This window comes from Rhodococcus sp. NPDC056506 (assembly GCF_042794945.1).
In the GTDB taxonomy this organism is placed as follows: domain Bacteria; phylum Actinomycetota; class Actinomycetes; order Mycobacteriales; family Mycobacteriaceae; genus Rhodococcus_F.
This window is the reverse complement of record NZ_JBHTSW010000045.1, coordinates 1-20,565: the sequence shown is the minus strand read 5'-3', so window position 1 is coordinate 20,565 and position 20,565 is coordinate 1. Positions and strand designations below refer to the sequence as shown.

The 20,565-nt window shown below is 61.9% G+C and carries 17 protein-coding genes; 4 read left to right on the top strand and 13 right to left on the bottom strand.

What is annotated here, in order from left to right:
* Positions 1 to 53: 53 nt before the first annotated feature.
* The 7 genes from glmM to eccCa form a co-directional block, all read right to left on the bottom strand.
* Positions 54 to 1,391, bottom strand: a complete 1,338-nt coding sequence (gene glmM, locus ACFQ6H_RS25405; protein WP_378649334.1) for a phosphoglucosamine mutase — start codon at positions 1,389 to 1,391, stop codon at positions 54 to 56.
* Positions 1,392 to 1,546: 155 nt separating this feature from the next.
* Positions 1,547 to 2,059, bottom strand: a complete 513-nt coding sequence (rpsI, locus tag ACFQ6H_RS25400) for a 30S ribosomal protein S9 (protein WP_230812265.1) — start codon at positions 2,057 to 2,059, stop codon at positions 1,547 to 1,549.
* Positions 2,056 to 2,499: a 50S ribosomal protein L13 gene (gene rplM / locus ACFQ6H_RS25395; RefSeq protein WP_019747566.1), complete on the bottom strand. Its 444-nt coding sequence runs from the start codon at positions 2,497 to 2,499 to the stop codon at positions 2,056 to 2,058. The genes rpsI and rplM overlap by 4 nt, the downstream gene beginning before the upstream one ends.
* Positions 2,500 to 2,779: 280 nt before the next feature.
* On the bottom strand, positions 2,780 to 3,073 hold the full coding sequence (locus ACFQ6H_RS25390) for a WXG100 family type VII secretion target (protein ID WP_003940975.1): 294 nt from the start codon (positions 3,071 to 3,073) through the stop codon (positions 2,780 to 2,782).
* A gap of 86 nt (positions 3,074 to 3,159) precedes the next feature.
* Positions 3,160 to 3,465 carry a WXG100 family type VII secretion target gene (locus ACFQ6H_RS25385; protein ID WP_003940986.1) on the bottom strand — a complete coding sequence of 102 codons (306 nt, stop codon included), beginning with the start codon at positions 3,463 to 3,465 and terminating at the stop codon, positions 3,160 to 3,162.
* A gap of 184 nt (positions 3,466 to 3,649) precedes the next feature.
* Positions 3,650 to 5,152, bottom strand: coding sequence for a type VII secretion-associated protein (locus tag ACFQ6H_RS25380; RefSeq protein WP_378549901.1), 1,503 nt, complete (start codon positions 5,150 to 5,152; stop codon positions 3,650 to 3,652).
* Positions 5,149 to 9,153 (bottom strand): type VII secretion protein EccCa, encoded by a 4,005-nt coding sequence (gene eccCa, locus ACFQ6H_RS25375; protein WP_378649332.1) that lies wholly within the window; start codon positions 9,151 to 9,153, stop codon positions 5,149 to 5,151. The genes ACFQ6H_RS25380 and eccCa overlap by 4 nt, the downstream gene beginning before the upstream one ends.
* A 237-nt stretch (positions 9,154 to 9,390) precedes the next feature.
* Between eccCa and eccD the strand changes: the two genes are divergently transcribed.
* Positions 9,391 to 10,857: a type VII secretion integral membrane protein EccD gene (eccD, locus tag ACFQ6H_RS25370; RefSeq protein WP_378649330.1), complete on the top strand. Its 1,467-nt coding sequence runs from the start codon at positions 9,391 to 9,393 to the stop codon at positions 10,855 to 10,857.
* A 14-nt stretch (positions 10,858 to 10,871) separates the two neighbouring features.
* Positions 10,872 to 12,284 (top strand): type VII secretion-associated serine protease mycosin, encoded by a 1,413-nt coding sequence (mycP, locus tag ACFQ6H_RS25365; protein ID WP_378649328.1) that lies wholly within the window; start codon positions 10,872 to 10,874, stop codon positions 12,282 to 12,284.
* 14 nt (positions 12,285 to 12,298) lie between these two features.
* Here the strand turns inward: mycP and eccB are convergent, their stop codons facing one another.
* Entirely contained in the window at positions 12,299 to 13,765 is a 1,467-nt protein-coding gene (gene eccB / locus ACFQ6H_RS25360; protein WP_378649326.1) for a type VII secretion protein EccB, read from the bottom strand.
* A 96-nt stretch (positions 13,766 to 13,861) separates the two neighbouring features.
* On the opposite strand from eccB, the gene eccE reads away from it, so the two are divergent.
* Positions 13,862 to 15,502, top strand: coding sequence for a type VII secretion protein EccE (gene eccE, locus ACFQ6H_RS25355; RefSeq protein ID WP_378649324.1), 1,641 nt, complete (start codon positions 13,862 to 13,864; stop codon positions 15,500 to 15,502).
* Positions 15,503 to 15,518: 16 nt separating this feature from the next.
* On the opposite strand, the gene ACFQ6H_RS25350 is transcribed toward eccE, so the two are convergent.
* Together ACFQ6H_RS25350 and ACFQ6H_RS25345 are read right to left on the bottom strand one after the other, a co-directional pair.
* Positions 15,519 to 16,076: an NADPH-dependent FMN reductase gene (locus tag ACFQ6H_RS25350; protein ID WP_378447816.1), complete on the bottom strand. Its 558-nt coding sequence runs from the start codon at positions 16,074 to 16,076 to the stop codon at positions 15,519 to 15,521.
* 22 nt (positions 16,077 to 16,098) lie between these two features.
* Entirely contained in the window at positions 16,099 to 16,677 is a 579-nt protein-coding gene (locus ACFQ6H_RS25345; RefSeq protein ID WP_378503995.1) for a TetR/AcrR family transcriptional regulator, read from the bottom strand.
* A 57-nt stretch (positions 16,678 to 16,734) separates the two neighbouring features.
* On the opposite strand from ACFQ6H_RS25345, the gene ACFQ6H_RS25340 reads away from it, so the two are divergent.
* Complete coding sequence (locus tag ACFQ6H_RS25340) at positions 16,735 to 17,877, top strand: acyl-CoA dehydrogenase family protein (RefSeq protein WP_230812255.1); 1,143 nt, start codon at positions 16,735 to 16,737, stop codon at positions 17,875 to 17,877.
* A gap of 58 nt (positions 17,878 to 17,935) precedes the next feature.
* Here ACFQ6H_RS25340 and truA read toward each other — a convergent pair whose 3' ends face one another.
* Genes truA through ACFQ6H_RS25325 form a run of 3 tightly spaced genes read right to left on the bottom strand, consistent with a single transcriptional unit; the run spans position 17,936 to position 20,475 of the window.
* Complete coding sequence (gene truA, locus ACFQ6H_RS25335) at positions 17,936 to 18,820, bottom strand: tRNA pseudouridine(38-40) synthase TruA (RefSeq protein ID WP_378649322.1); 885 nt, start codon at positions 18,818 to 18,820, stop codon at positions 17,936 to 17,938.
* A 6-nt stretch (positions 18,821 to 18,826) separates the two neighbouring features.
* Positions 18,827 to 19,384: a 50S ribosomal protein L17 gene (rplQ, locus tag ACFQ6H_RS25330; RefSeq protein WP_020906897.1), complete on the bottom strand. Its 558-nt coding sequence runs from the start codon at positions 19,382 to 19,384 to the stop codon at positions 18,827 to 18,829.
* A gap of 29 nt (positions 19,385 to 19,413) precedes the next feature.
* The gene (locus ACFQ6H_RS25325; protein ID WP_003941016.1) at positions 19,414 to 20,475 is read right to left on the bottom strand and encodes a DNA-directed RNA polymerase subunit alpha; all 1,062 of its coding nucleotides are present in this window, start codon (positions 20,473 to 20,475) and stop codon (positions 19,414 to 19,416) included.
* Positions 20,476 to 20,565 lie beyond the last annotated feature (90 nt).

The window sequence follows — 20,565 nt, the reverse complement described above, 5'->3', positions numbered from 1 at the left end:
AAATACGCGAACGTGTAGAGACTTTCTAAGAAAAGCGAACGCGTCACGAAGAACTACACCGAACCGACGATCTCAGCCAACTCGTCGGCCAACTTCTGCGCGAGCGGAAGTTCGGTGGCCTCGACCATGACGCGGACCAGTTGCTCTGTCCCGGACGGGCGCAGGAGCACTCGACCACCGTCACCGAGAACGCGCTCGGCGTCCGCGACAGCTGCGAGTACCGACTGCGATGCTGCCACCGTCGCCTTGTCCCCGACCTTTACGTTGATCAGTACCTGCGGGAGGGTGGTCATCGTTGCGGCCAGTGCGGATGCCGACTTACGCGTACGAGCCATGCGTCCGAGCAGCCGGAGACCGGTGAGAATCCCATCGCCCGTGGTGCCGAACGCCGGCAACACAACATGGCCTGACTGTTCGCCGCCGAGACTGTAGCCACCCGCGCGCAGCTCTTCCAAGACGTAGCGGTCACCTACGGCAGCCGTCACGATGTTGATACCGGCCTCGCGCATCGCGATGTGCAAACCGAGATTGCTCATGACGGTCGCGACGAGAGTGTTCTCGACCAACTCTCCGGCCTCGTTCATCGCGATCGCCAGAACTGCCATGATCGCGTCACCGTCGACCACCGCGCCGGTCTCGTCGACGGCCAGGCAGCGGTCGGCGTCGCCGTCGTGCGCGAGCCCTAGGTCAGCCCCGTGATCGACCACGGCTTTCTGAAGATTCTCCAGGTGTGTCGATCCGCAACCGTCGTTGATGTTGAGGCCGTCGGGATCGGCGCTGATCGCGATGACGCGAGCGCCCGCTGCGGCGTAGGCAACCGGTGCGAGCGCGGAAGCAGCGCCGTTTGCGCAGTCGACGACAACGGTGAGTCCGGCGAGTGGCTCGCTCGCCGCGCTCGCCAGATGCTCCAGGTACAACTGAGCGGCGTCGTCGACCGAACGAACTCGGCCGATTCCGGCACCTGTCGGAAGGACCGGCGACACGGTGCCGTCGAGTGCATCCTCGATCGCTACCTCGACCGAGTCGTCCAGCTTGTGTCCACCGGCTGCAAAGATCTTGATTCCGTTGTCCGGCATGGGATTATGTGATGCCGAAATCATGACACCGAGACTGGCGTCGAGCTTTGCCGTCAAGTATGCGACTGCGGGAGTCGGAAGAATACCCACGTCGAGCACGTCGACGCCTGCCGAACTCAACCCGGCCGTCACCGCGGCTTGAAGCATCTCACCGCTGGCGCGGGGGTCGCGACCGACCACGGCGGTCGGACGTGCATCCGAGGTGTCGGCTGTCAGTACGCTCGCTGCGGCAACTGCCAATCTCAATGCAAGATCTGCAGTCAGATCCGAATTGGCAAGTCCACGAACACCATCGGTACCGAACAACCGACCCATAGAACGACTCCTGAATCCTGAGAACCTCGAAAGTGGAACTTCGAGCATGGAATTTCTTCGAGAAACACAAGAGCGGGCGTCCGGTAACGATGGACGCCCGCTCTTGTGGTGAACAGGTGCCGAAGCAGACCCGTTGGGTCAACCTCGGCAAAGCATCAGCGCTTGGAGTACTGCGATGCCTTACGGGCCTTCTTCAGGCCGTACTTCTTACGCTCGACAGCGCGGGCGTCACGCGTCAGGAAGCCTGCACGCTTGAGGGCCGGACGATCATCAGGGGTTACCTCGATGAGTGCGCGCGCGATAGCCAGACGCAGAGCGCCTGCCTGACCGGACGGGCCGCCACCGTGCAGCAGTGCAATGATGTCGAAAGACTCGGGACGCTCGACGAGCACCAGCGGAGCCTTGATCAGCTGCTGGTGAACCTTGTTGGGGAAGTAATCCTCCAACGTACGGCCGTTGAGCTTGAACTGACCGGTGCCGGGAGCCATCCGGACGCGAACGACAGCCTCCTTGCGGCGACCGACGGTCTGGACCGGGCGATCGAGGACGATCGGTGCGAGCGTAGCTGCAGCAACCTCTTCGACGACCTCGACTGCGTCAGCGGAAACAAGCTCTTCCACTGCTTCGATGTTCTCTTCGGACACGTTCTGCTCTTCCGGCGATGTCACTGTGCGACCTGCTTGATCTCGAACGGCACCGGCTGCTGCGCGGTGTGGGGGTGATTCGGGCCCGCGTAGACCTTGAGCTTGCTGCTCATTGCGCGGCCGAGCTTCGTCTTGGGGAGCATGCCGACAATGGCCTTCTCGACGAGACGATCGGGAGTCCTGTCGAGGACCTCACCGACAGTGCGGGACTTCAGGCCACCCGGGAATCCGGAGTGGTGGTAAACGTTCTTGCCCTGGAGCTTGTTGCCGCTGATGGCAACCTTCTCAGCGTTGATGATGACAACGAAGTCACCACCGTCGATGTGCGGCGCGTAGGTGGGCTTGTGCTTGCCACGCAGCAAGTTCGCTGCCTGAACGGCAAGACGGCCGAGCACCACGTCAGTGGCGTCGATGACGTGCCACGAGTGGGTCACATCTCCGGCCTTCGGGGTGTACGTAGACACAGATCTTCCTCGTCTTAATTCATTCCACTGCTGACCATGTGCGTATCGCGTAAACGATCCTCGGCGGCCAGTTGAGACCCGAGAACCGCCGGTCTCCACGCATTTCTGCCGGAGCCCTACGGCACGCCACCGATAGACGATACCGGTCTACCCACCGCCAGGTCAAAGCGCGGCCAGGTCAAAGCGCGGCCCTCCCTGCCAACAGCATCCTCGTCCAGCACGACTGCCCCGGCACCTGTCAGTACCGGGGCAGTCGGGTGTCATCACGACATGATTGCTGTCAGCGACCGAACCCGTTTGCGGCGATCCGATCAGCTTCCTGCATCTTCTCGGAACCGCTTGCCGTCGCTCCGGCGATCTGCGCGAGAACCATGTTCAGTTCTTCGGAGGCCTGGGCCCAGCGGCGCTGTGCGTCGTTCCACGCTTCGGAACCTGCGCCTTCCCAACCTGCTTGCAGCTTGTCCACGACAACTTTGATGTCGCCCTGCTTGTCGTTGATCGCTTTGGCCTGCTGTTTCATCTGATCGGACAGCATTGCGAGGCCGCCGAAGTCGTACTTGATCCTGTCGGACATAACTGCTCCCGGTTCGGTGTGACTGAAGAGATCTTGTGAGAACTACTGGCTGAGAACTGCTCGATCGAACTGTGAAGAGCTGACGGTCAGGACATGTTCACCGTCGCGCCGCGAAGCGAGCTGACGTTGTCGTCTTCGGTCGAGTCGAAGGTTCCCGCAGCCTGCTTGATCTGCTCGCAGATATCGGTCAGAGCAGTGTCCAACTTCAGGGCCGCGCTGTTGTATCGCTCCATGATCCCTGCGTATTCGACCTGCGCCGCGCCGTTCCACGAATTGTGCGAAGCGTCGGCCTCCGACCGAACAGCGTTGACCAGTCCCCTGATGTCACCGAGATGTCCGTCGATGGTCCCCGCCGAATCGATCAATTCAGCGGTAGTTGCGGTAAAGCCCATGTCGTCCCCCTGGATTCGGTGAGTACCGTTCGGTATCGGCGATCACACACGACGGCTTGTCCGTCGGACGTGCACCGGGGTCGAGCGGAACTCCCTGATGTGCGCTACACATACTTTGACGCGACCTCAGTGCCAACGGTTCCGGCCCGACCGAAGAATATTTTCAGAACCAACCGATCCGAGGTCACGGCGTGAATTCGAGTGACTGCCACGTCCGCAGGCAGTCCGCTTCGAGACTGTCCCACTCGCCGAGAAGATACTGGCAGCCGATACTCACTTGCCATCCGTTGTCGACGTACACGTGCCAACGCACCTCGGAGAAATCGTCCGGAAACTCGAGATACACCACTGCCTGTTTTCCTGCACCATCGTCGAGCACGGAAAACTCCCCGAACCTCAAAGGGTCCTCGAACGTCGAAAACTGCTGACGCAAAGCAGCTTCGACGGAATCGAATCCCGCACCTTCGGCCAAGCGTTTCTCGACGACCACGATCTTGCGATCCGCGCCGGAGCTGGGCAACAAATCGGTACGCCCGCTCGAGGCCCCTCGCGGCACAAGTTTCCAATCGGAAGGTAGTTCTGCTGCAACGCTTCCCAGGTCCACACGCACGAGTTCCGGCCTGGCACCGGCTTCGATCGACGGAAGCGAATTCTTCGGGACAGGCTTTCCCTGCTCTTTCGACGCTTGTACGTTCTCAACATTGTCTTCCGCCGTAGCTGCGACCGACTCCGCCGACGGAGAATCGCCTCGATCGCGAATGGACACCACGATCGTCGCCGCGGCCGCAGCGGCGACGGCTCCCACTACAAGCGCCACAGCGAACCGTCGACGGCCTCCGAAGTTCCCATCGACACGACGCGGCAGAGGGGCATTCGAGTCCGCGCGAGGAACCGACATCGCAATGTCCGGAGTGCCTACCCACCCGGCACCAAAAGCCGAATTGTCGACGATTCGCCCGGAACTGTCCCGCACGGTTGTCTGGCGAACGAGCGCTCGAGGATCCACCAGAGACGAAGCCATACGGCTCTCGTCCAGAATTCGAATGCTCGCGTGACCGTGAACATTCGTCGGCCCACGTTCGAGCGAAGCCGCAACCGCGTGGGAGCGCGGCCCGACCAACACCACAGCGTCCCGAACCGACAAGTCCCCGATCGCGGAAAACAAACCCGCAACGTCTGCGATCTCCGAACTTTGTGCCCCGTCGATTCGTAGTTCACCGTCAACCTCACCGACAACGGAAGCGACCACCATTCCGCCGCGCAGTTCGAGGACGACACACCGCGATCGCCAGGCCGTATGCGCCGACCTCGCCGCCGCGATCGCGGTCGGCACGAGGACGACGTCGTGCGCCACTCGCCGTGCGGCATCCAGCAATCGGCGCCTGCGCGGGACGCCCCAATCCGAGGGATGACTGAGATAAAGAATGTCTGCGTCGACGATTCCGCACCCGTCCATCGCGCTGGAGATCAGCCTGGCCAACTCCAATACGGTCGGGACAATCCGACCGTCCACGTCGACATAATCGTCGTCGACAAAATCGATCGCATTGACAACGGTCGTACCGGGCCCCGACGCCGGTTCGCGTCTGAGGTCTGCACTACAACAGAATTCGCGTTGACCCGATACGACCCAGATGTTGGATGCGCCCCAATGTACCGAGACCGACACCGCGGACGGAACGGTCACAGCGGTGGCATCCACGGAACTTGGACAAGTTGGGTTTGCGAGCGAGAAACGTAAACCCCACGACCTTCCGGCATTGCCGACGCGCGGACAGTGCCGACGAGATTTCCCTCGTCACGACTTCCGCTCATGATCAATCCAGCCGGCGCCATGTCGCGGATTCTCGCAATCACCGGTTCGTACAGAGCTCTGGCTGCGCCACCGGAACGGCGGGCAATCACCAGATGCAAACCGATGTCCTTGGAATGTGGGATGTATTCGAGCAACGGCGCCACAGGGTTGCCACTCGATGTGGCCACAAGGTCGTAGTCGTCGATCAATACGTAAATCTCCGGCCCACTCCACCACGACCGTTCCCGTAGTTGCTGCTGTGTCGTCTCCGCGTTCGGCATTCTGGCGGCCACGATCCGAGCCAGGTCGACCATCAACTCACCGAACGTCGTCGACGACGCCGAGTACCCGCCGAGGTGATTCCCTTCGACCACCCCCAGTAGGGAATGCCGATAGTCACCGATGATCAGCTTGGCCTGAGCCGGCGTATTCGACGCGATGATCCCTTCGGCTATTCCGCGCAAGAGAGATGTCTTCCCACACGCGGTGTCGCCGAATATCAAGAAGTGCGGGTGTTCCCGGAAGTCCATGTACACCGGGGCGAGGTCGGTCTCACCGAGCCCGATCGGTACGGTGAGGCACCGACCGTCGGCCGCACTCGGTGAGGGCCACCGAGTCCCGACAGTTTCGAGTAGTTCTGCCCGCGAGTACGAATCCGGAAGCATCCGCACGGTCGGCGCCGGACGCGAATTCGAGATGGCTGCAATACGTTCGACGGTCGATGCCACAGCCGCACTCGAGTTCTCACTACTCGGCGTGTCGTCGATTCGAGGTAGTCCGGTGAGAAGGTGAAGTCCGTCGCGAGTGATGCCACGACCCGGTCGACGTTCCGGTACCAGGCTCGCTTTCTGGCGACCCGCATCCGAATCGCCCGGATCACCCAATCGAAGTTCGATACGAGTACCCAGTTGATCCTTGAGTGCCGGCCGGATCTCGGCCCACCTCGACGTCGTGACGATCACGTGCACACCGAAGGACAAACCTTGACCGGCGAGCATGTTTATCTGAGGCTCGAGTGATTCGAAATCCGAACGCACGCTGGGCCAACCGTCGACGACGAGGAAGACGTCACCGTACGGGTCCTCTCGGAGTCCCGCAGCCGCTCCTTCTCCGGTGGGATCAGCTGTTCGCAATCTACGGAAATCGGCCATGGATTCGATGCCGAGGTCACGAAACAGTCGCTCGCGTTTGGCGACCACACCGAGTACCTCGGCAACTGTGCGCCGGACGCGGTCGGAATCCAATCGGTTTGCCACCGATCCGACGTGCGGCAGATCTTTCAATCCGAGGAGCGTTCCACCACCGAAGTCGAGGCAGTAGAACTGAATCTGTTCTGACGTGTGCGTCATGCTCAGAGACAAGATCAACGTGCGCAATGCCGTCGACTTTCCCGACTGCGGGCCACCGACGATCGCGAGGTTGCCTGTCGATCCGTTGAGATCGGCGACGAGTAGATCGCGGCGCTGATCGAATGGCCTGTCGACTATGCCGAAGGGTGCGCTCAGATTTCCGCGAGGTTGATCACCGGCCGCCCACCGCGGCAACAACTGGTCGAGCGTCGGAGATGACTCGAGCGGTGGGAGCCACACCTCATGCGCACGTGGACCGTGACCGCGCATGCGGTCGACGAGGACTCCCATGAGAGAACGTGCATCGTCACCGACTTCACCCATGTCGATGACGTCGGGTTCGACGGGAACGACAACAGCCTCCGGGCCGATCACCGGCGTCGCGGTAAAGGGCAGCGGCGCAAGTTCGACGGGAGAATCGACCGAGAATCGAGTGGGCACTATCCGCTCGCCCTCGTACGGGCCTGACACGTAGGCACCTTGGAAGCGGACGATCTCCGCCGAATCGGACTTCAGGTATCCCGCACCGGGTGTGCCCGGTAGGTGATAAGCATCGGGAACGCCGAGGACGGAACGAGACTCGTTCGCCGAGAACGTTTTCAAACCGATCCGATACGAAAGATGGCTGTCGAGACCGCGTAGCTTTCCTTCGTCGAGTCGCTGACTGGCCAACAGCAGGTGAATGTGAAGTGACCTACCCAATCGCCCTATCGCCACGAACAATTCGGCAAATTCCGGCTGTTGACTGAGCAGTTCGGAAAACTCGTCGACAACCACGAAGAGCGCAGGCAACGGATCGAGTGCAGCGCCGGCCAGCCTCGCCTTCTCGTAGTCGGAGACGTTTGCGAAGTTTCCTGACGCACGCAGCAATTCTTGTCGACGGTTCATTTCGCCGGCGAGAGCGTCCCTCATACGATCGACCATCGCCAATTCCTCGGCGAGGTTGGTGATGATCGCAGCAACGTGCGGCGCCTCTTCGAGGCCGAGAAAGGTTGCACCACCTTTGAAGTCGATGAGGACGAGGTTCAGTGCGTTGGGTGAGTGCGTCGCGATCAGGCCGAGCACCAACGTTCGCAGGAACTCCGACTTACCGGAACCGGTGGCTCCGATACACAGCCCGTGCGGGCCCATACCGTTCTCGGCCGACTCCTTCAGATCCAGTTCGACGGGGTTTCCGTCTTGTCCGACTCCGATCGGCACGCGGAGTCGATCGCGCCCCTGACGTGGCAGCCAGCCATGCTCAGGATTGAACCTCGCAATGTTTCCGATCCCCAACATCTGACTCCAGGTCCGAACGGACCGGTCGTCGTCAGCTGCGTCGACGGCGTACTGCGATGCCGCACGGAACGGTGCGATGCGACGTCCGAACGACTGCGCCAGGCTGGTCGACGCCGCGTCGGGCGTCGCAAAGTTCTCGACTCCTGCGCTGCTCACCGCACCGATCTGATCGCTACCGACGACCAGTCGCAAACCGCGCGCCGCCGCCAGTCGCGGGCAGAACCCGCACAGATCGAGGACGGTCACCGAGTCGAGCCCGGATTCGGACAACAGGCCGGTGTCACCTTCGAGCAACCCACCGTCGACGACCAACACGAGATGCGGAACACCCGCACTCGCCGGAGTGTTGCGAGCGAATCGAGCCCGCATCGAAAGCGGTTCCCCGAGGGAACTTTCGAACTCGAGATACGAACCGAACACCATGCGTGAAGCACCCGCGCCGTCCTGAGACTCCGGGTGTTGCACGTGTGGGAGCCACTTGACCCACTCCCACTCGGATTCGGTATCGGGTCCGCACACCACCGCAACTTGGACCGTGTCCGGACCATGGAAAGTGCACAGCTGCATCAACATCGAGCGGACAAGCGCACGAGCTGAATCTCGCTGCCCCTCGATGGACATCGCAGCAAATCCGCGAAGTGAGACGGCGGTCGGCAGGTCCTGTACAACCGAATGCGCACGGACGAAACGCCGAAGGGAGACAGCAGCGACGGGTTCGAGATCCTCGACCGGACCGGTCTCCGGAGATACGAGTCTGGTGGCCAATCGCTGTGTACCCAGACCGACACGAACGTGACAGTAGTCCGAGTCGGTGATCTGACGCTCCCACATCCGCACAGTTCCGGCGAGTGTCCAGAGCAGCGACGGCTCGGGATTGCTCCATTGAAGAGCAGCACGCTGCGCACCGGACGTCGCAGCGACGTCACTGCGCATCTGATCCAGGTACCGCAGGTAGTCCTTGCGGTCCTCGTTCGCTTCGGAAGCTCTTGCTCCACCGCTACGACCGCCCCCGGCAAGCATCCCGAGCATCGACACCATCATCATGACCGGAAACAGCAGGGACATCGGATTGCGCGCCATGCCGGAAGAAAACATCAGCGCCACCATGCCGATCATCGCAACCACCATGATCACCGGAAGTAGTTTGGTCAGTAGGTTTCCCGGCGTGACACGAGGAATCTCCGGTGGGGCCTGCAGCGTCACTTCGCCGCCCGGTGTGCGCGGCGATTCGCGGCGCGCTCGACGCGCAAATCTGACAGTACTCAATTCACCCACCCCATCGGTGCTGCGGCTGATGCCGCCATGCGCCTCGTCCGACTACCACCGGCCCGCCCCCCAAGGCGTGATCGCGCAATTGCAAAAGAGTAGATCACAACACCGACACTCGGGTCGGTACCACCTGTTGTCGGAGCTCTCCTGACACGGGCGCGCACTTCATGTCGTATTGTTCGGGTGAACTGGGGTGACGCGAAGGGGGAATCGCGTCATAGGAGGGGATAGATCTTGACCAGCACCACTACAACCAGCGCTGCGAACACCGGAAACGGACGACGCGCGAGTCATTCTGCCGAGCTGTGCAGGTTGACGGTACTTTCAGCGCATTCGCAGGTGGATCTTGCGGTGCCGCTTCGTGTTCCGCTCGCGGTGGTCATTCCGGGCATTGTGGACACAATTGTCAATCACAGCAATTTCAACGAGTTCGACCAGAGCACCGAACAATTCGAGCCCGTCGACTGGACTCTGTCCAAAGTCGGCAGGGCACCGCTGTCACCGACGCTGTCGTTGCACGAGCACGGAATCCGCGATGGGGAATTGCTCGTACTCGATGCTGCGGACACGGCTGCCCCACCCCCACTTTTCGACGACATCATGTACACCGTCGCGGCCACGGACGCAGACATCTACCGACGCTGGACTCCGATCACCGCGCGCATTGTCGGCTCGAGCGCCGCCCTCGTCGCTGCGCTCATCGCGGCCCTCACCCTGGTCCTCGGCGATACCGGGCTGATCGGCGCCGTCTGCGGCGGAGTCACGTCCTTGGTGTTCACCGTCGCCGCGGTCGTGACAGCGCGCGTGTACGGAGACACAGCAAGTTCCGTCACGCTCGGCTGCGCGTCGGTGCCGCTGGCGTTCGTCTCCGGCGCACTCTGCGTACCCGGCACTGTTATTTCGGCTCATCTGCTTCTCGGTTCGGCATTTGCAGCCGCGGTAACTCTGATCTGCCTCCGCCTGTGCGGTGCCGGATTAGCTGTTTTCACCGCACTTCTCGTCGTCCTTCTCGCGGCCGTGGGCACCTTCGCCGTCACGACGACGCTTCCCGAGGCGCGCACCGCGACCGTCAGCGGCGCGGTGATTGCCACAGCATTACTCGTTCTGACGTTCACCGCTCGACTGTCGATGTTGTTCGCGCGACTACCGCTTCCCCCGGTTCCGACACCGGGTAATCCCCTCGACGACGACCGTGACGGACTGCCCGAGCCCGAACTACCCGGGCTGACCGAGTTGGCTGAAAGGGCAGGGCGGGCCCGTAGCTATCTGACGGGGCTGATCGTGGCCACGTCAGTGGTCGCACTCACCGCTGCCGTCGCACTCGCGTGGTCCTGGCCTGGTCAGGGGATCGTCTGGCCGAACCTTGCTCTCGCTTTCGCGACTTCCGTCGTGTTGATGTTTCGTGGGCGCACCTACGCGGGCGCGCAGCAGGCGATCCCACTCATCACGGCCGGGATCTCGGTGATTCTCGTTCTCCTGGGCGACATGGCATGGGCGCATCGCGACTATGCCATGGTCATCTTCGCCATCACGATGATCGTTCTCCTCCTGGCACTGATTCTGGGAATCCTCGCCCCCCAGAACACATTCAGCCCCGTGATGCGACGAGCAGCAGAACTGTTGGACCTCGCTGCGATTGCAGCAATCGCTCCGTTGATCTGCTGGGTCAGCGGACTCTTCGCGCTCATGCGTGGCCTCTGAGCGATCGGTGATCGATGGTGATTCGACGCGCAACAAACATCTGCGCCAGTCTCGTGATCGTTGCCTTCAGCGTTCTCGCCGGGGCGGGTGGCGCATCGAGCGCGGTTCCTTCCCCCGTCGATCCTGCAATGCTGCCGGAGGACGGTCCGCCTGCACCTCCACAACCCACCGAACAACGAACCCTGTGCGTCCCAGCCGTGGCAGTTGGTGACGGTGCGGACATTCCACGTTCTCAACAAGATCTGGGATTCGATTCGGTGTGGCCGATCACCCGAGGGGCAGGACAGCGAATTGCTGTCATCGATACCGGCGTCAGCAGGCATCCTCGGCTACCGTCGCTCGAAGGCGGCGGTGACTACGTCGGGACCTCCGACGGCACCGACGATTGTGACTCACACGGAACAGTCGTGGCCGGTCTCATTGCCGCCGAACAGGTCGAGGGTTCCGGATTCTCCGGAGCTGCACCGGACGCACAGATCATCTCGATCAGGCAATCCAGTGCAGCCTTCTCGGTGGCCGGCCAACGCGAAGACCCGGCCGTAGCCGAGAACTCATCCGGGTACGGAAACGTCGACACCATGGCATCGGCCGTCCGTCACGCTGCGGACATGGGTGCCAGCGTCATCAACATCTCCGAAGTCGCCTGTAAACCTGCCGGGGACGGGATCAACGACCAACGACTCGGCGCTGCAATCGAATACGCCACGATCGCGAAGAATGTCGTAGTCGTCGCAGCTGCAGGAAACGTCGGATCCGGAGGTTGCAAGAACCAGAATCCACCACCGGATCCCCTCAATCCCCAAGCCGATCCATGGAACTCGGTTGTGACGATTGCCAGTCCGGCTTGGTACGACGACTATGTACTCACAGTGGGGTCGGTAGACCCCAATGGCGCCGCCAGCTCCTTCAGCCTCGGCGGTCCATGGGTCGACGTGGCGGCGCCCGGCACCGGAATCACCTCACTTCACCCGACGTCGCCGGGTCTGACCAACGGAGTCTACGGTTCCGACGGCGCCGTGCAGTCGTTCAACGGGACCAGTTTCGCTGCGCCCTATGTCGCGGCAACCGCTGCGTTGGTCAGGTCAGTTCACCCGGAACTGACTGCACTTCAGGTCATACAACGTATCGAAGCCACCGCCCACGCTCCGGCGCAGGGCTGGAATCCCTACATCGGTCACGGCGTCATCGATCCGCTCGCCGCAGTCACGGGCGAATTGGTCCCAGAAGAACGCGTCAGGGTCAACCATCAGTCGGTACCGATCGATCCCCTACCCACGCCACAGGCCCCCGACAACCGATCTCGCGACGCGGCACTCGTCGGAGCCGGAACCGTCGGTACTCTCGCCTTACTGGCACTGTTGGCGTCGATGCCCATACGTCGAGTAATTCGTCGGCGACTTCCCGAACGACGGGACGTCGATCTCTGAACTGTCGGACGAGATCAGTTCACCGGAGCGGCCGGCGCTGGATCGGGGGCGACTCCGTCGTGAGCTATCAGTGCATTGCTCTTCTCGAGCGCAGGACCTGATGCAAGTAGATCGAGCATCTGCCAAGGCGCGCGATCAGGCGTTCGCGTCAATCCGAGGGCGCGAGCGGAAGTTTCGTCCGGTACTCCGTATTTCACACCGGTATCGGCTACGTAGAATACTCCGTCGTGTCTGGTGCTGTTCGTCTCGATTCCGGTCGCTTGAACGAACCCGCCGAAGCCCTGTTCGACATGGACGCTGTCGAGATTGTCACCCGATCCGTCCGCCTGCGCCAAGGACACCATCTTGCCACCCTCCGGGATCGGAACCTGCAATCCAGCGATGAGTTTCAGAGTTGCAGAACTGCTTTCGCCGCCCTCGACGGCAGGTGACGGACCCCATTCCAGACAGCCGACAGGTGCGTCGTGATCGTCGAGTACCGCTGGAGCCACCAGCGGCAACGAGTCGACGGCCAGCTCACTCACCGAGGGGATACGACTGATGGCATCTGGGGTGACGCTGGTGATCCCGGTAGCGCCCTGCGAATCCGAGAAGTAGATCAGTTGGGCAACTGCCGCGCCGACCTTCTGGATACCGTTCTCGAGTACCACGTAGTACTGCGGGTCCGCACCCACCGAAACCTGGACGACGGAGCCGACAGTCTTGTTCTGCAGAGGAAACCGGGGCGCTGATCCCAGTTCGGGAATTCGCGGAGCCTCGACGCGCGGGACTTCGGGAATCGAATTGAGGAATCCGGTACTGATCGGACGCCCCTGTGCCCCTTCCAGTCCCAAAGCCCGCATGATCGCCGGATTATCCACATCGATTGCCGCTCGCTTCCCGTCGTACACGAGAAAGTGATCGGAACCCGACTTCACCAGAAATCCACTGTCATTCGTCAGATATGTCGTGTTATCACCGACATTGGACGAGCCGACCAGGACCGAAGTCGTCAACGATCTTCTCCCGTCGGATCCGACGGAATCACATACCGTCCACAAGGCGTTGGTCGGGTCGGACGATTCCGGCAGCGCGGACGGTGCGCCGGGAATGCCGACGAGCGCGCCCCGGGGTTTCGCCTCGACCTCGGATGCCTTGACCATTGCCGGTTTTCCTGGCGAACCCAGAATCAGTCGAGCGGAGGCCAAGTTCAGCACAGGACGAAAAGTACCCTCCATGGCGACGAACATTGCGCCCGATTCTTTTGCGACCACAATGTCGGCATCACCGATCTTGTCCTGTGGCCGAAAGAGGGCGAGTACTGCGCATCCCGCCAATCCCACTGCGGCGAGGACTATTCCGACGGTGAAGGCGCGCGACTGAGATCGCATCGGATCATGAAGCATCCGTACGTCTCGTCTTACCAGCGCATGTTCCATCCGCCTGACCAAGAAACGGTATCCGTTGACCTGCCAGCGCGTGGTAGGTGTTGCAGCCATCATTCCCCCCGTGCCTTACATCCCCTTGCGAAGACACAGTACAGTTTCGCTGGGGCGGAAAATTCGGGTAGTAGGCAGGTCAGGTATCGGGGAGGAACCGTGGACCGATCGCGGTTGAAGCATTGGCCGTCGTCGCACAGGATTTCGGCGCGCGAATTCGTGTCGGCACAGATTCTCGGAATCGGTGCGGGCGGAATCGCGATGGTCAGTGGGCTGGATTGGCTCTGGGCGCTGGCAATTGGTTGTGTGGTTGCCGGATCAATGCTGCTCCATGTGGGCGGTTGGTCGGTAATGTCCTGGATTGCCAGGTACTTTCGCTATCTTCGCCACAAGAACGTGAACGGCGGAACGATCGTCAGTTTTCACACCCCCTCCGAGCAGTCGATCGGGCTGCGAGTGGACGGATCTTCACTCGTCGCTGTCGTCGAGATCGCTCCACCGCGCGACTACCTGACCAGGATCGGGCGTCATTCGTTCGACGCGTCCCATCTTCTGCCCACGGCTGCGCTCGTGGATTGTCTTCATCAGCACGACATCTCGCTCACCGGCATCGACATTGTCAGTCACGGATATCGCGCCGCATCCGGAACCCCGGCCACCGAAGTCTACGAACGACTCATCGGACCGCTACCAGCCACCGCCACCAGAAGTGTGTGGCTTGCACTACGTTTCGACGCTCTCGAGGGTTCTGCAGCAGTCGAGCGCCGCGGCGGGGGTGAACAGGGCGCGGGCCGCGCGATCGCTGTTGCCGCCAATCGTGTCATCCGGGTTCTCGATACAGCGGGATGCAAGGCGCGGATCCTGACCGCACCGGAAATTGTCTCGTCCACTGCCCAGGTGACAAGAGGAGTGGACAGCGATGGGGTCACCGAAACGTGGCGAAGTACCCCGTTGCCCGGCGTGTCCAACGTGGGATACGGGATTGAACCCCGCTTCATCACCACCTCGACCCTGACTCGAATATGGGCAGTGGCAACGGTCGGGACATCCGTGACAATTCGTTTGCGCCCCAACGGCGAACGCGGAGAGGCGAATGTCAGCGCGACTTGCCGTTTCACCACGCGCAATCCACCTGAGAACGCACCGTTGGCCGGTTTGCTCTCGTTACGGGGGCGCCAACGCGACGGACTGTTGACCAACCTGCCGACCGCACTGACGGCGCTGGACCCGATCACGCCGCACATCCGCATGGACGCAGACACACTCGACTCGCTCGCTCTACCTCTTGCCGGGTGCGGCCAGCTCATCGGCTCCGACCGAAACGGGAACGGTGTCACAGCAAGAATTTCGGGGCCCGGCGTCAACACGGTCTTTATCGCCGGCGAACTCTATCTAGCTCAGCAATTGATCTTCAGAGCCATCGCGACCGGCGCTCGAGTACTCATCCACACCGATCGACCGGAAGCCTGGACCGCGCTCACCGACTCCATGGGAGTGCCCGACCGACTCCGCGTGTCCGGTCAGGGCGGTGGGCCTGAAGGCGCCTTCAACACTGTCGTGTTCGACGGAGTCGAGGGGCTGCCTCCGCGTGCCGGCGTGACCGCGATCTACGTGTACGGACATCCGCGCCAATGGCCTCGGATCGACCCTGAAATTTCGATAGTCCAGCCATTCGCACTCGGCGACAAGATCACGGTCGAAACCGGCCGTACGCGCGTCGACCTGACTCTGGTGACCATTGCTTCCGAGACCTCGTTCATCGGTCGTCCACGAGCCGGCGACGCTCACCAGATGGCGTGATCGCGTAGGTTCTCGATCAGCCGGGGTATGGGTCACTCGCACGCTGCGTACGCAATCCGCTCCCCCACCAATGCAATTCACGAATCATCTTCTCGGTCGCATCGATCGCAATCGGATCGATGCCGTACGGCTCGTGTCCGAATTGCTTACGTACCCGGTGAATGGTCACGCTTTGACGCACCGAGACCATGTGCAACTCCGCCACTACTTGCCTCAGCTGTTCGACGGCCCGAACACCACCTGAAATCCCGCCGTAGGACACGAAGCCGATCGGCTTGGCCCGCCACTCGTGCTTCACGGAATCGAATGCGGTCTTGAGGGCAGCCGGATATCCGTGGTTGTATTCGGAGGTCACGGCAACAACAGCGTCGGCGCGCCCGATTCGCTTGCGGAAAACCTCCGTGGCAGGTGAATCCGAGAAATCCTGGGGCAACGACAGCTCTCTGAGGTCGATCACCGACACCTTCCACGACGGGTTCGTGGTTGCGCGCTCGACAAACCAATCCGCCACTGCTCGTCCTATTCGCCCTTCGCGGACCGAACCTACGATGACTTCGACGTTCAAAGGTGCCATGAACATCGATGCTAGCGACCTCTCACGCAGTGATCCCGTCCGTGATGAGTGCGGCCAATTCCCGATACGCGCTGGCGTCGTCCAATCCCGTTGCCCGATAAACCGCGCGTTGCTGGATCCGAACCATCGTCGCCGCGGCCGCATCGGCAACAAATGACGCGTGTACCTGCCGGAATGCGCCCGAATCCACCCCCTCCACGATCAGTGCTCGCACGCGATCCGCGGCGATCGACGTGTTCTTCTCGTAAACCTGGCTCGCCGACGCCGATTCAGACAGGTCTTCCATGAATTGACGGGACGCCGGGGACAATTGATCACCGACTGCTTCGAGATAAACCGCCACTCGACGAGTGGGCGTCGCCTCTGCGGCCACGGCACTCTCCACCGCATCGGTCGCCGCACGGAAGAAGTGAACTGTCACCGCCCGCACGAGGTCCTCCTTGCCGGCCGCCACGGTGTACAAGGTGCTCTTGGAGCAGTGCAGACGAGCTGCGATCTCGTCGAGCGTGAGGTGGGCGAAACCCTCGCTCAGGAACAGCTCGACCAATTGATCGAACAGTTCCGCCCTGCGCGCAGTCGTCTTGCGAACCAGCCTTGCCATACGCAAGACAGTACTGCAGTATCGTTCTCAGTACTACTGCCTAGCTAGGAGCCGACCGTGCCCGTCGAACGCCTGATGCCCAGCCAAGAAGCTCGCGATCTCATCGAACTGACGCGTGATGTCGCAGACAAGGTACTCGCGCCCAAGGTCAACGAATACGAGAAGGCCGAGAAGTATCCCGACGGAGTGTTTCCTGCACTCGGCCAGGCAGGCCTACTGAGCCTTCCGTATCCCGAGGAGTTCGGTGGCGGCGATCAGCCGTACGAGGTGTACCTCCAAGTCCTCGAAGAGATCGCCTCTCGCTGGGCCGCGGTCGCGGTGGCGGTCAGCGTGCACAGCCTGTCATGCTTCCCGCTGTTCACCTTCGGCACCGACGAACAGAAGAACCGTTGGCTTCCGGACATGCTGGGCGGCAACACCATCGGCGCATACAGCCTCTCCGAAGCGCAGGCCGGATCCGACGCCGCCGCGTTGTCGTGCAAGGCGACGCCCACCGAAGGCGGTTACCGCGTCAACGGCTCGAAAGCCTGGATCACCAACGGCGGCAAGGCGGACTTCTACAACCTCTTCGCCCGCACCAGCGACGACGGCTCACGCGGGGTCTCCTGCCTCCTGGTGGACAAGGACACCGAGGGCCTCAGCTTCGGTAAACCAGAAGAGAAGATGGGGCTACGCGCAGTCCCCACTGCCTCCGCGAACTACGACGACGCCTTCATTCCTGACGAGCGATTGATCGGTCAGCGCGGACAGGGGCTCCCGATCGCCTTCAGCGCGCTCGACTCCGGTCGACTCGGAATCGCTGCTGTTGCCGTCGGAATCGCCCAGGGCGCGCTCGACGACGCGGTCGCTTACGCGAAGGAGCGCAAGGCATTCGGCAAACGGATCATCGATCACCAGGGACTCGGATTCGTGCTCGCCGATATGGCTGCCGCAGTTGACTCCGCTCGTGCCACCTACCTCGATGCTGCCCGCCGCCGCGACGCCGGAGTGCCGTATTCGCGCAATGCCAGCGTCGCAAAGCTTGTTGCCACCGACGCGGCAATGAAGGTCACCACCGACGCCGTTCAAGTATTCGGTGGGTACGGATACACCCAGGACTTCCCCGTCGAGCGCTACATGCGCGAGGCCAAGATCACGCAGATCTTCGAGGGCACCAACCAGATTCAGCGGCTGGTCATCGCGCGCCAACTGGCGGGATAGCCGCCCGATACGAATGCCCTCCCACACCAGAGTGGGAGGGCATTTTGTATGCAGTCGATCAGTCGCCGCAGCATCCACCCGAAGGCGGAATCTCGCGGGTCTCACGGGTAATCGCGTTGCGGGCAGCCAGTTCGGAGTAGTCGGGGTAGTCCACGCGGACCAACGAAAGTCCGTGCGCCGGCGCAACGAGGATGGAACTGGACCGCGAAGTTTCGTCGAGCAAACCTGCCAGCCAGTCGGCGGTGCGCCGTCCCTCACCGACGGAGAGGACTGCGCCGACGAGACTGCGAACCATCGACCAGCAGAATGCGTCCGCATTCACGTAAGCCGTGAATACCGTGCCCTCTTGTGCCCAGTCGAATCGTTGCAGCTCTCGCACCGTTGTGGCACCTTCTCGACGCTTGCAGAATGCCGCGAAGTTGTGAAGGCCGAGAAGCCGATTCGACGCTTCCTGCATCGCGCCGAGATCGAGTGGTTTGGGGTACGACACGGTATCGCGTGCGCGCAGGGGCTCCACGCCGAATGCCGCGTTGGTCACCCGGTACTCGTAATAGCGTCGCATCGCCGAGAATCGCGCGTCGAACTCACCGGGAACCACCGAGATCTGTTTGACCCGAACGTCCTTGGGCAAGAATCGTGCGAGCCTGCGCACAAGTCGCGAAGGGTCGTCCGGGAGCAACTCGCCCGGGACGTCGACGTGCGCTACCTGCCCGGTTGCGTGGACACCGGCGTCCGTTCGACCGGCAACAGTGAGCTGAACCGGTTGCCGTAGCACCGTTCCCAACTTGTCTTCGATCTCGCCGCACACGGTGCGCAGGTCGGTCTGACGGGCCCAACCCGAGAAATCGGTGCCGTCATAGGAGATGTCGAGCCGCAATCGAACGAGCCCGCCGTCCCCGGTGGGGGCGGCGGGCTCGTTCGATTCAGCGTGTGCCGAAACCAAGGGAGACTAGTCCTTCTTGGCCTCTTCGGCCTCGGGAGCGTCGGCCGCAGTTGCGGTCTCGTCCTCGATGGCCTCGACGACTGCGTCAGCGTTCTCGACCTCAGCCTCGGTCGCGTCGGCCTCTACGGCCTCGACGACGTTCTCTGCGGCGGGAGCTTCCTGCGAGGACTTGACGCGACGAGCGCGATCAGCCTCGGAGGTGACGGTCTTTTCCTTGACGAGCTCGATGATTGCCATCGGAGCGTTATCACCCTTGCGGGGGATCGTCTTGATGATGCGGGTGTATCCACCGTTACGGTCCGCGTAGAACGGGCCGATCTCGGCGAACAGGGTGTGAACGACATCCTTGTTACGGATGACCTTCAGCACCTCACGACGGTGAGCCAGCGTGCCGGCCTTTGCGTGCGTGACGAGCTTCTCGGCGTAGGGGCGCAGTGCCTTGGCCTTGGACTCGGTGGTGGTGATGCGACCGTGCTCGAAGAGCGCGGTAGCCAGATTGGCGAAAATCGCCTTCTGGTGGGAAGCCGACCCGCCGAAGCGGGCACCCTTCTTGGGCTTGGGCATGATGATCTCCTAGTAAAGGACCTGAGCTGCTACAGCTGTTCGGTCTCGGCGTAGTCCTCGGTACCCTCGGCATCGCCGAAGGAACCGGCATCAGTGTCACTCCACGTTCCGGTGGCGGCGTCGTAGCCGGCAACGGTGGTGGGATCGAAGGATGCGGGGCTGTCCTTGAGGGACAGGCCGAGCGAATGCAGCTTGACCTTGACCTCGTCGATGGACTTCTGTCCGAAGTTGCGGATGTCGAGCAGATCGGACTCGGTACGGCCGACAAGCTCACCGACGGTGTGAACACCTTCGCGCTTGAGGCAGTTGTAGGAGCGGACCGTGAGGTCCAGATCCTCGATGGGGAGTCCGAAGGAAGCGATGTGATCGGCCTCGGCGGGCGAGGGTCCGATCTCGATTCCTTCTGCTTCGACGTTCAGCTCACGGGCCAGGCCGAAGAGCTCAACCAGGGTCTTGCCCGCAGAAGCGAGCGCGTCCCGTGCGGTGATGGAGTTCTTCGTTTCCACGTCGAGAACGAGCCGATCGAAGTCGGTGCGCTGTTCGACGCGAGTGGCCTCCACCTTGTAGGTGACCTTGAGCACCGGCGAGTAGATCGAGTCGACCGGGATACGGCCGATCTCTGCGCCGGACGCCTTGTTCTGGACGGCGGGGACATAGCCGCGACCGCGCTCGACAACGAGCTCGATCTCCAGCTTTCCCTTGTCGTTCAGGGTGGCGATGTGCAGATCAGGGTTGTTCACGGTGACGCCTGCCGGGGGCACGATGTCGCCTGCGGTAACAGCGCCGGGGCCCTGCTTGCGGACGTACATGGTGACCGGCTCGTCCTCTTCGGAGTTCACGACGAGGCCCTTGAGGTTCAGGATGATGTCGGTGACATCTTCCTTCACGCCCGGGACGGTGGTGAACTCGTGGAGAACGCCGTCGATACGGATGCTGGTGACAGCAGCGCCGGGGATCGACGAGAGCAGCGTGCGGCGCAGCGAATTGCCGAGCGTGTACCCGAAACCTGGCTCCAGGGGCTCGATGACGAACTTCGAGCGGTTATCAGCGATGACCTCTTCGGTCAGCGTGGGTCGCTGAGAAATGAGCATTGGTATTTCCTCCTGTACGGACGTCCACTATTTGACGCCCACGATGGGAAAGGGCCTGCGGCCCCGTGAGTGGTTGAGGAGTCCGGAGAC

Excerpts from the sequence above, each read along its gene's own strand:
- glmM (WP_378649334.1), bottom strand. The coding sequence starts at position 1,391 with ATGGGTCGGTTGTTCGGTACCGATGGTGTTCGTGGACTTGCCAATTCG.
- mycP (WP_378649328.1), top strand. The coding sequence starts at position 10,872 with ATGGTGATTCGACGCGCAACAAACATCTGCGCCAGTCTCGTGATCGTT.
- ACFQ6H_RS25325 (WP_003941016.1), bottom strand. The coding sequence starts at position 20,475 with ATGCTCATTTCTCAGCGACCCACGCTGACCGAAGAGGTCATCGCTGAT.
- eccB (WP_378649326.1), bottom strand. The coding sequence starts at position 13,765 with ATGATGGCTGCAACACCTACCACGCGCTGGCAGGTCAACGGATACCGT.
- ACFQ6H_RS25385 (WP_003940986.1), bottom strand. The coding sequence starts at position 3,465 with ATGGGCTTTACCGCAACTACCGCTGAATTGATCGATTCGGCGGGGACC.
- ACFQ6H_RS25345 (WP_378503995.1), bottom strand. The coding sequence starts at position 16,677 with ATGGCAAGGCTGGTTCGCAAGACGACTGCGCGCAGGGCGGAACTGTTC.
- ACFQ6H_RS25390 (WP_003940975.1), bottom strand. The coding sequence starts at position 3,073 with ATGTCCGACAGGATCAAGTACGACTTCGGCGGCCTCGCAATGCTGTCC.
- ACFQ6H_RS25350 (WP_378447816.1), bottom strand. The coding sequence starts at position 16,076 with ATGGCACCTTTGAACGTCGAAGTCATCGTAGGTTCGGTCCGCGAAGGG.
- rplQ (WP_020906897.1), bottom strand. The coding sequence starts at position 19,384 with ATGCCCAAGCCCAAGAAGGGTGCCCGCTTCGGCGGGTCGGCTTCCCAC.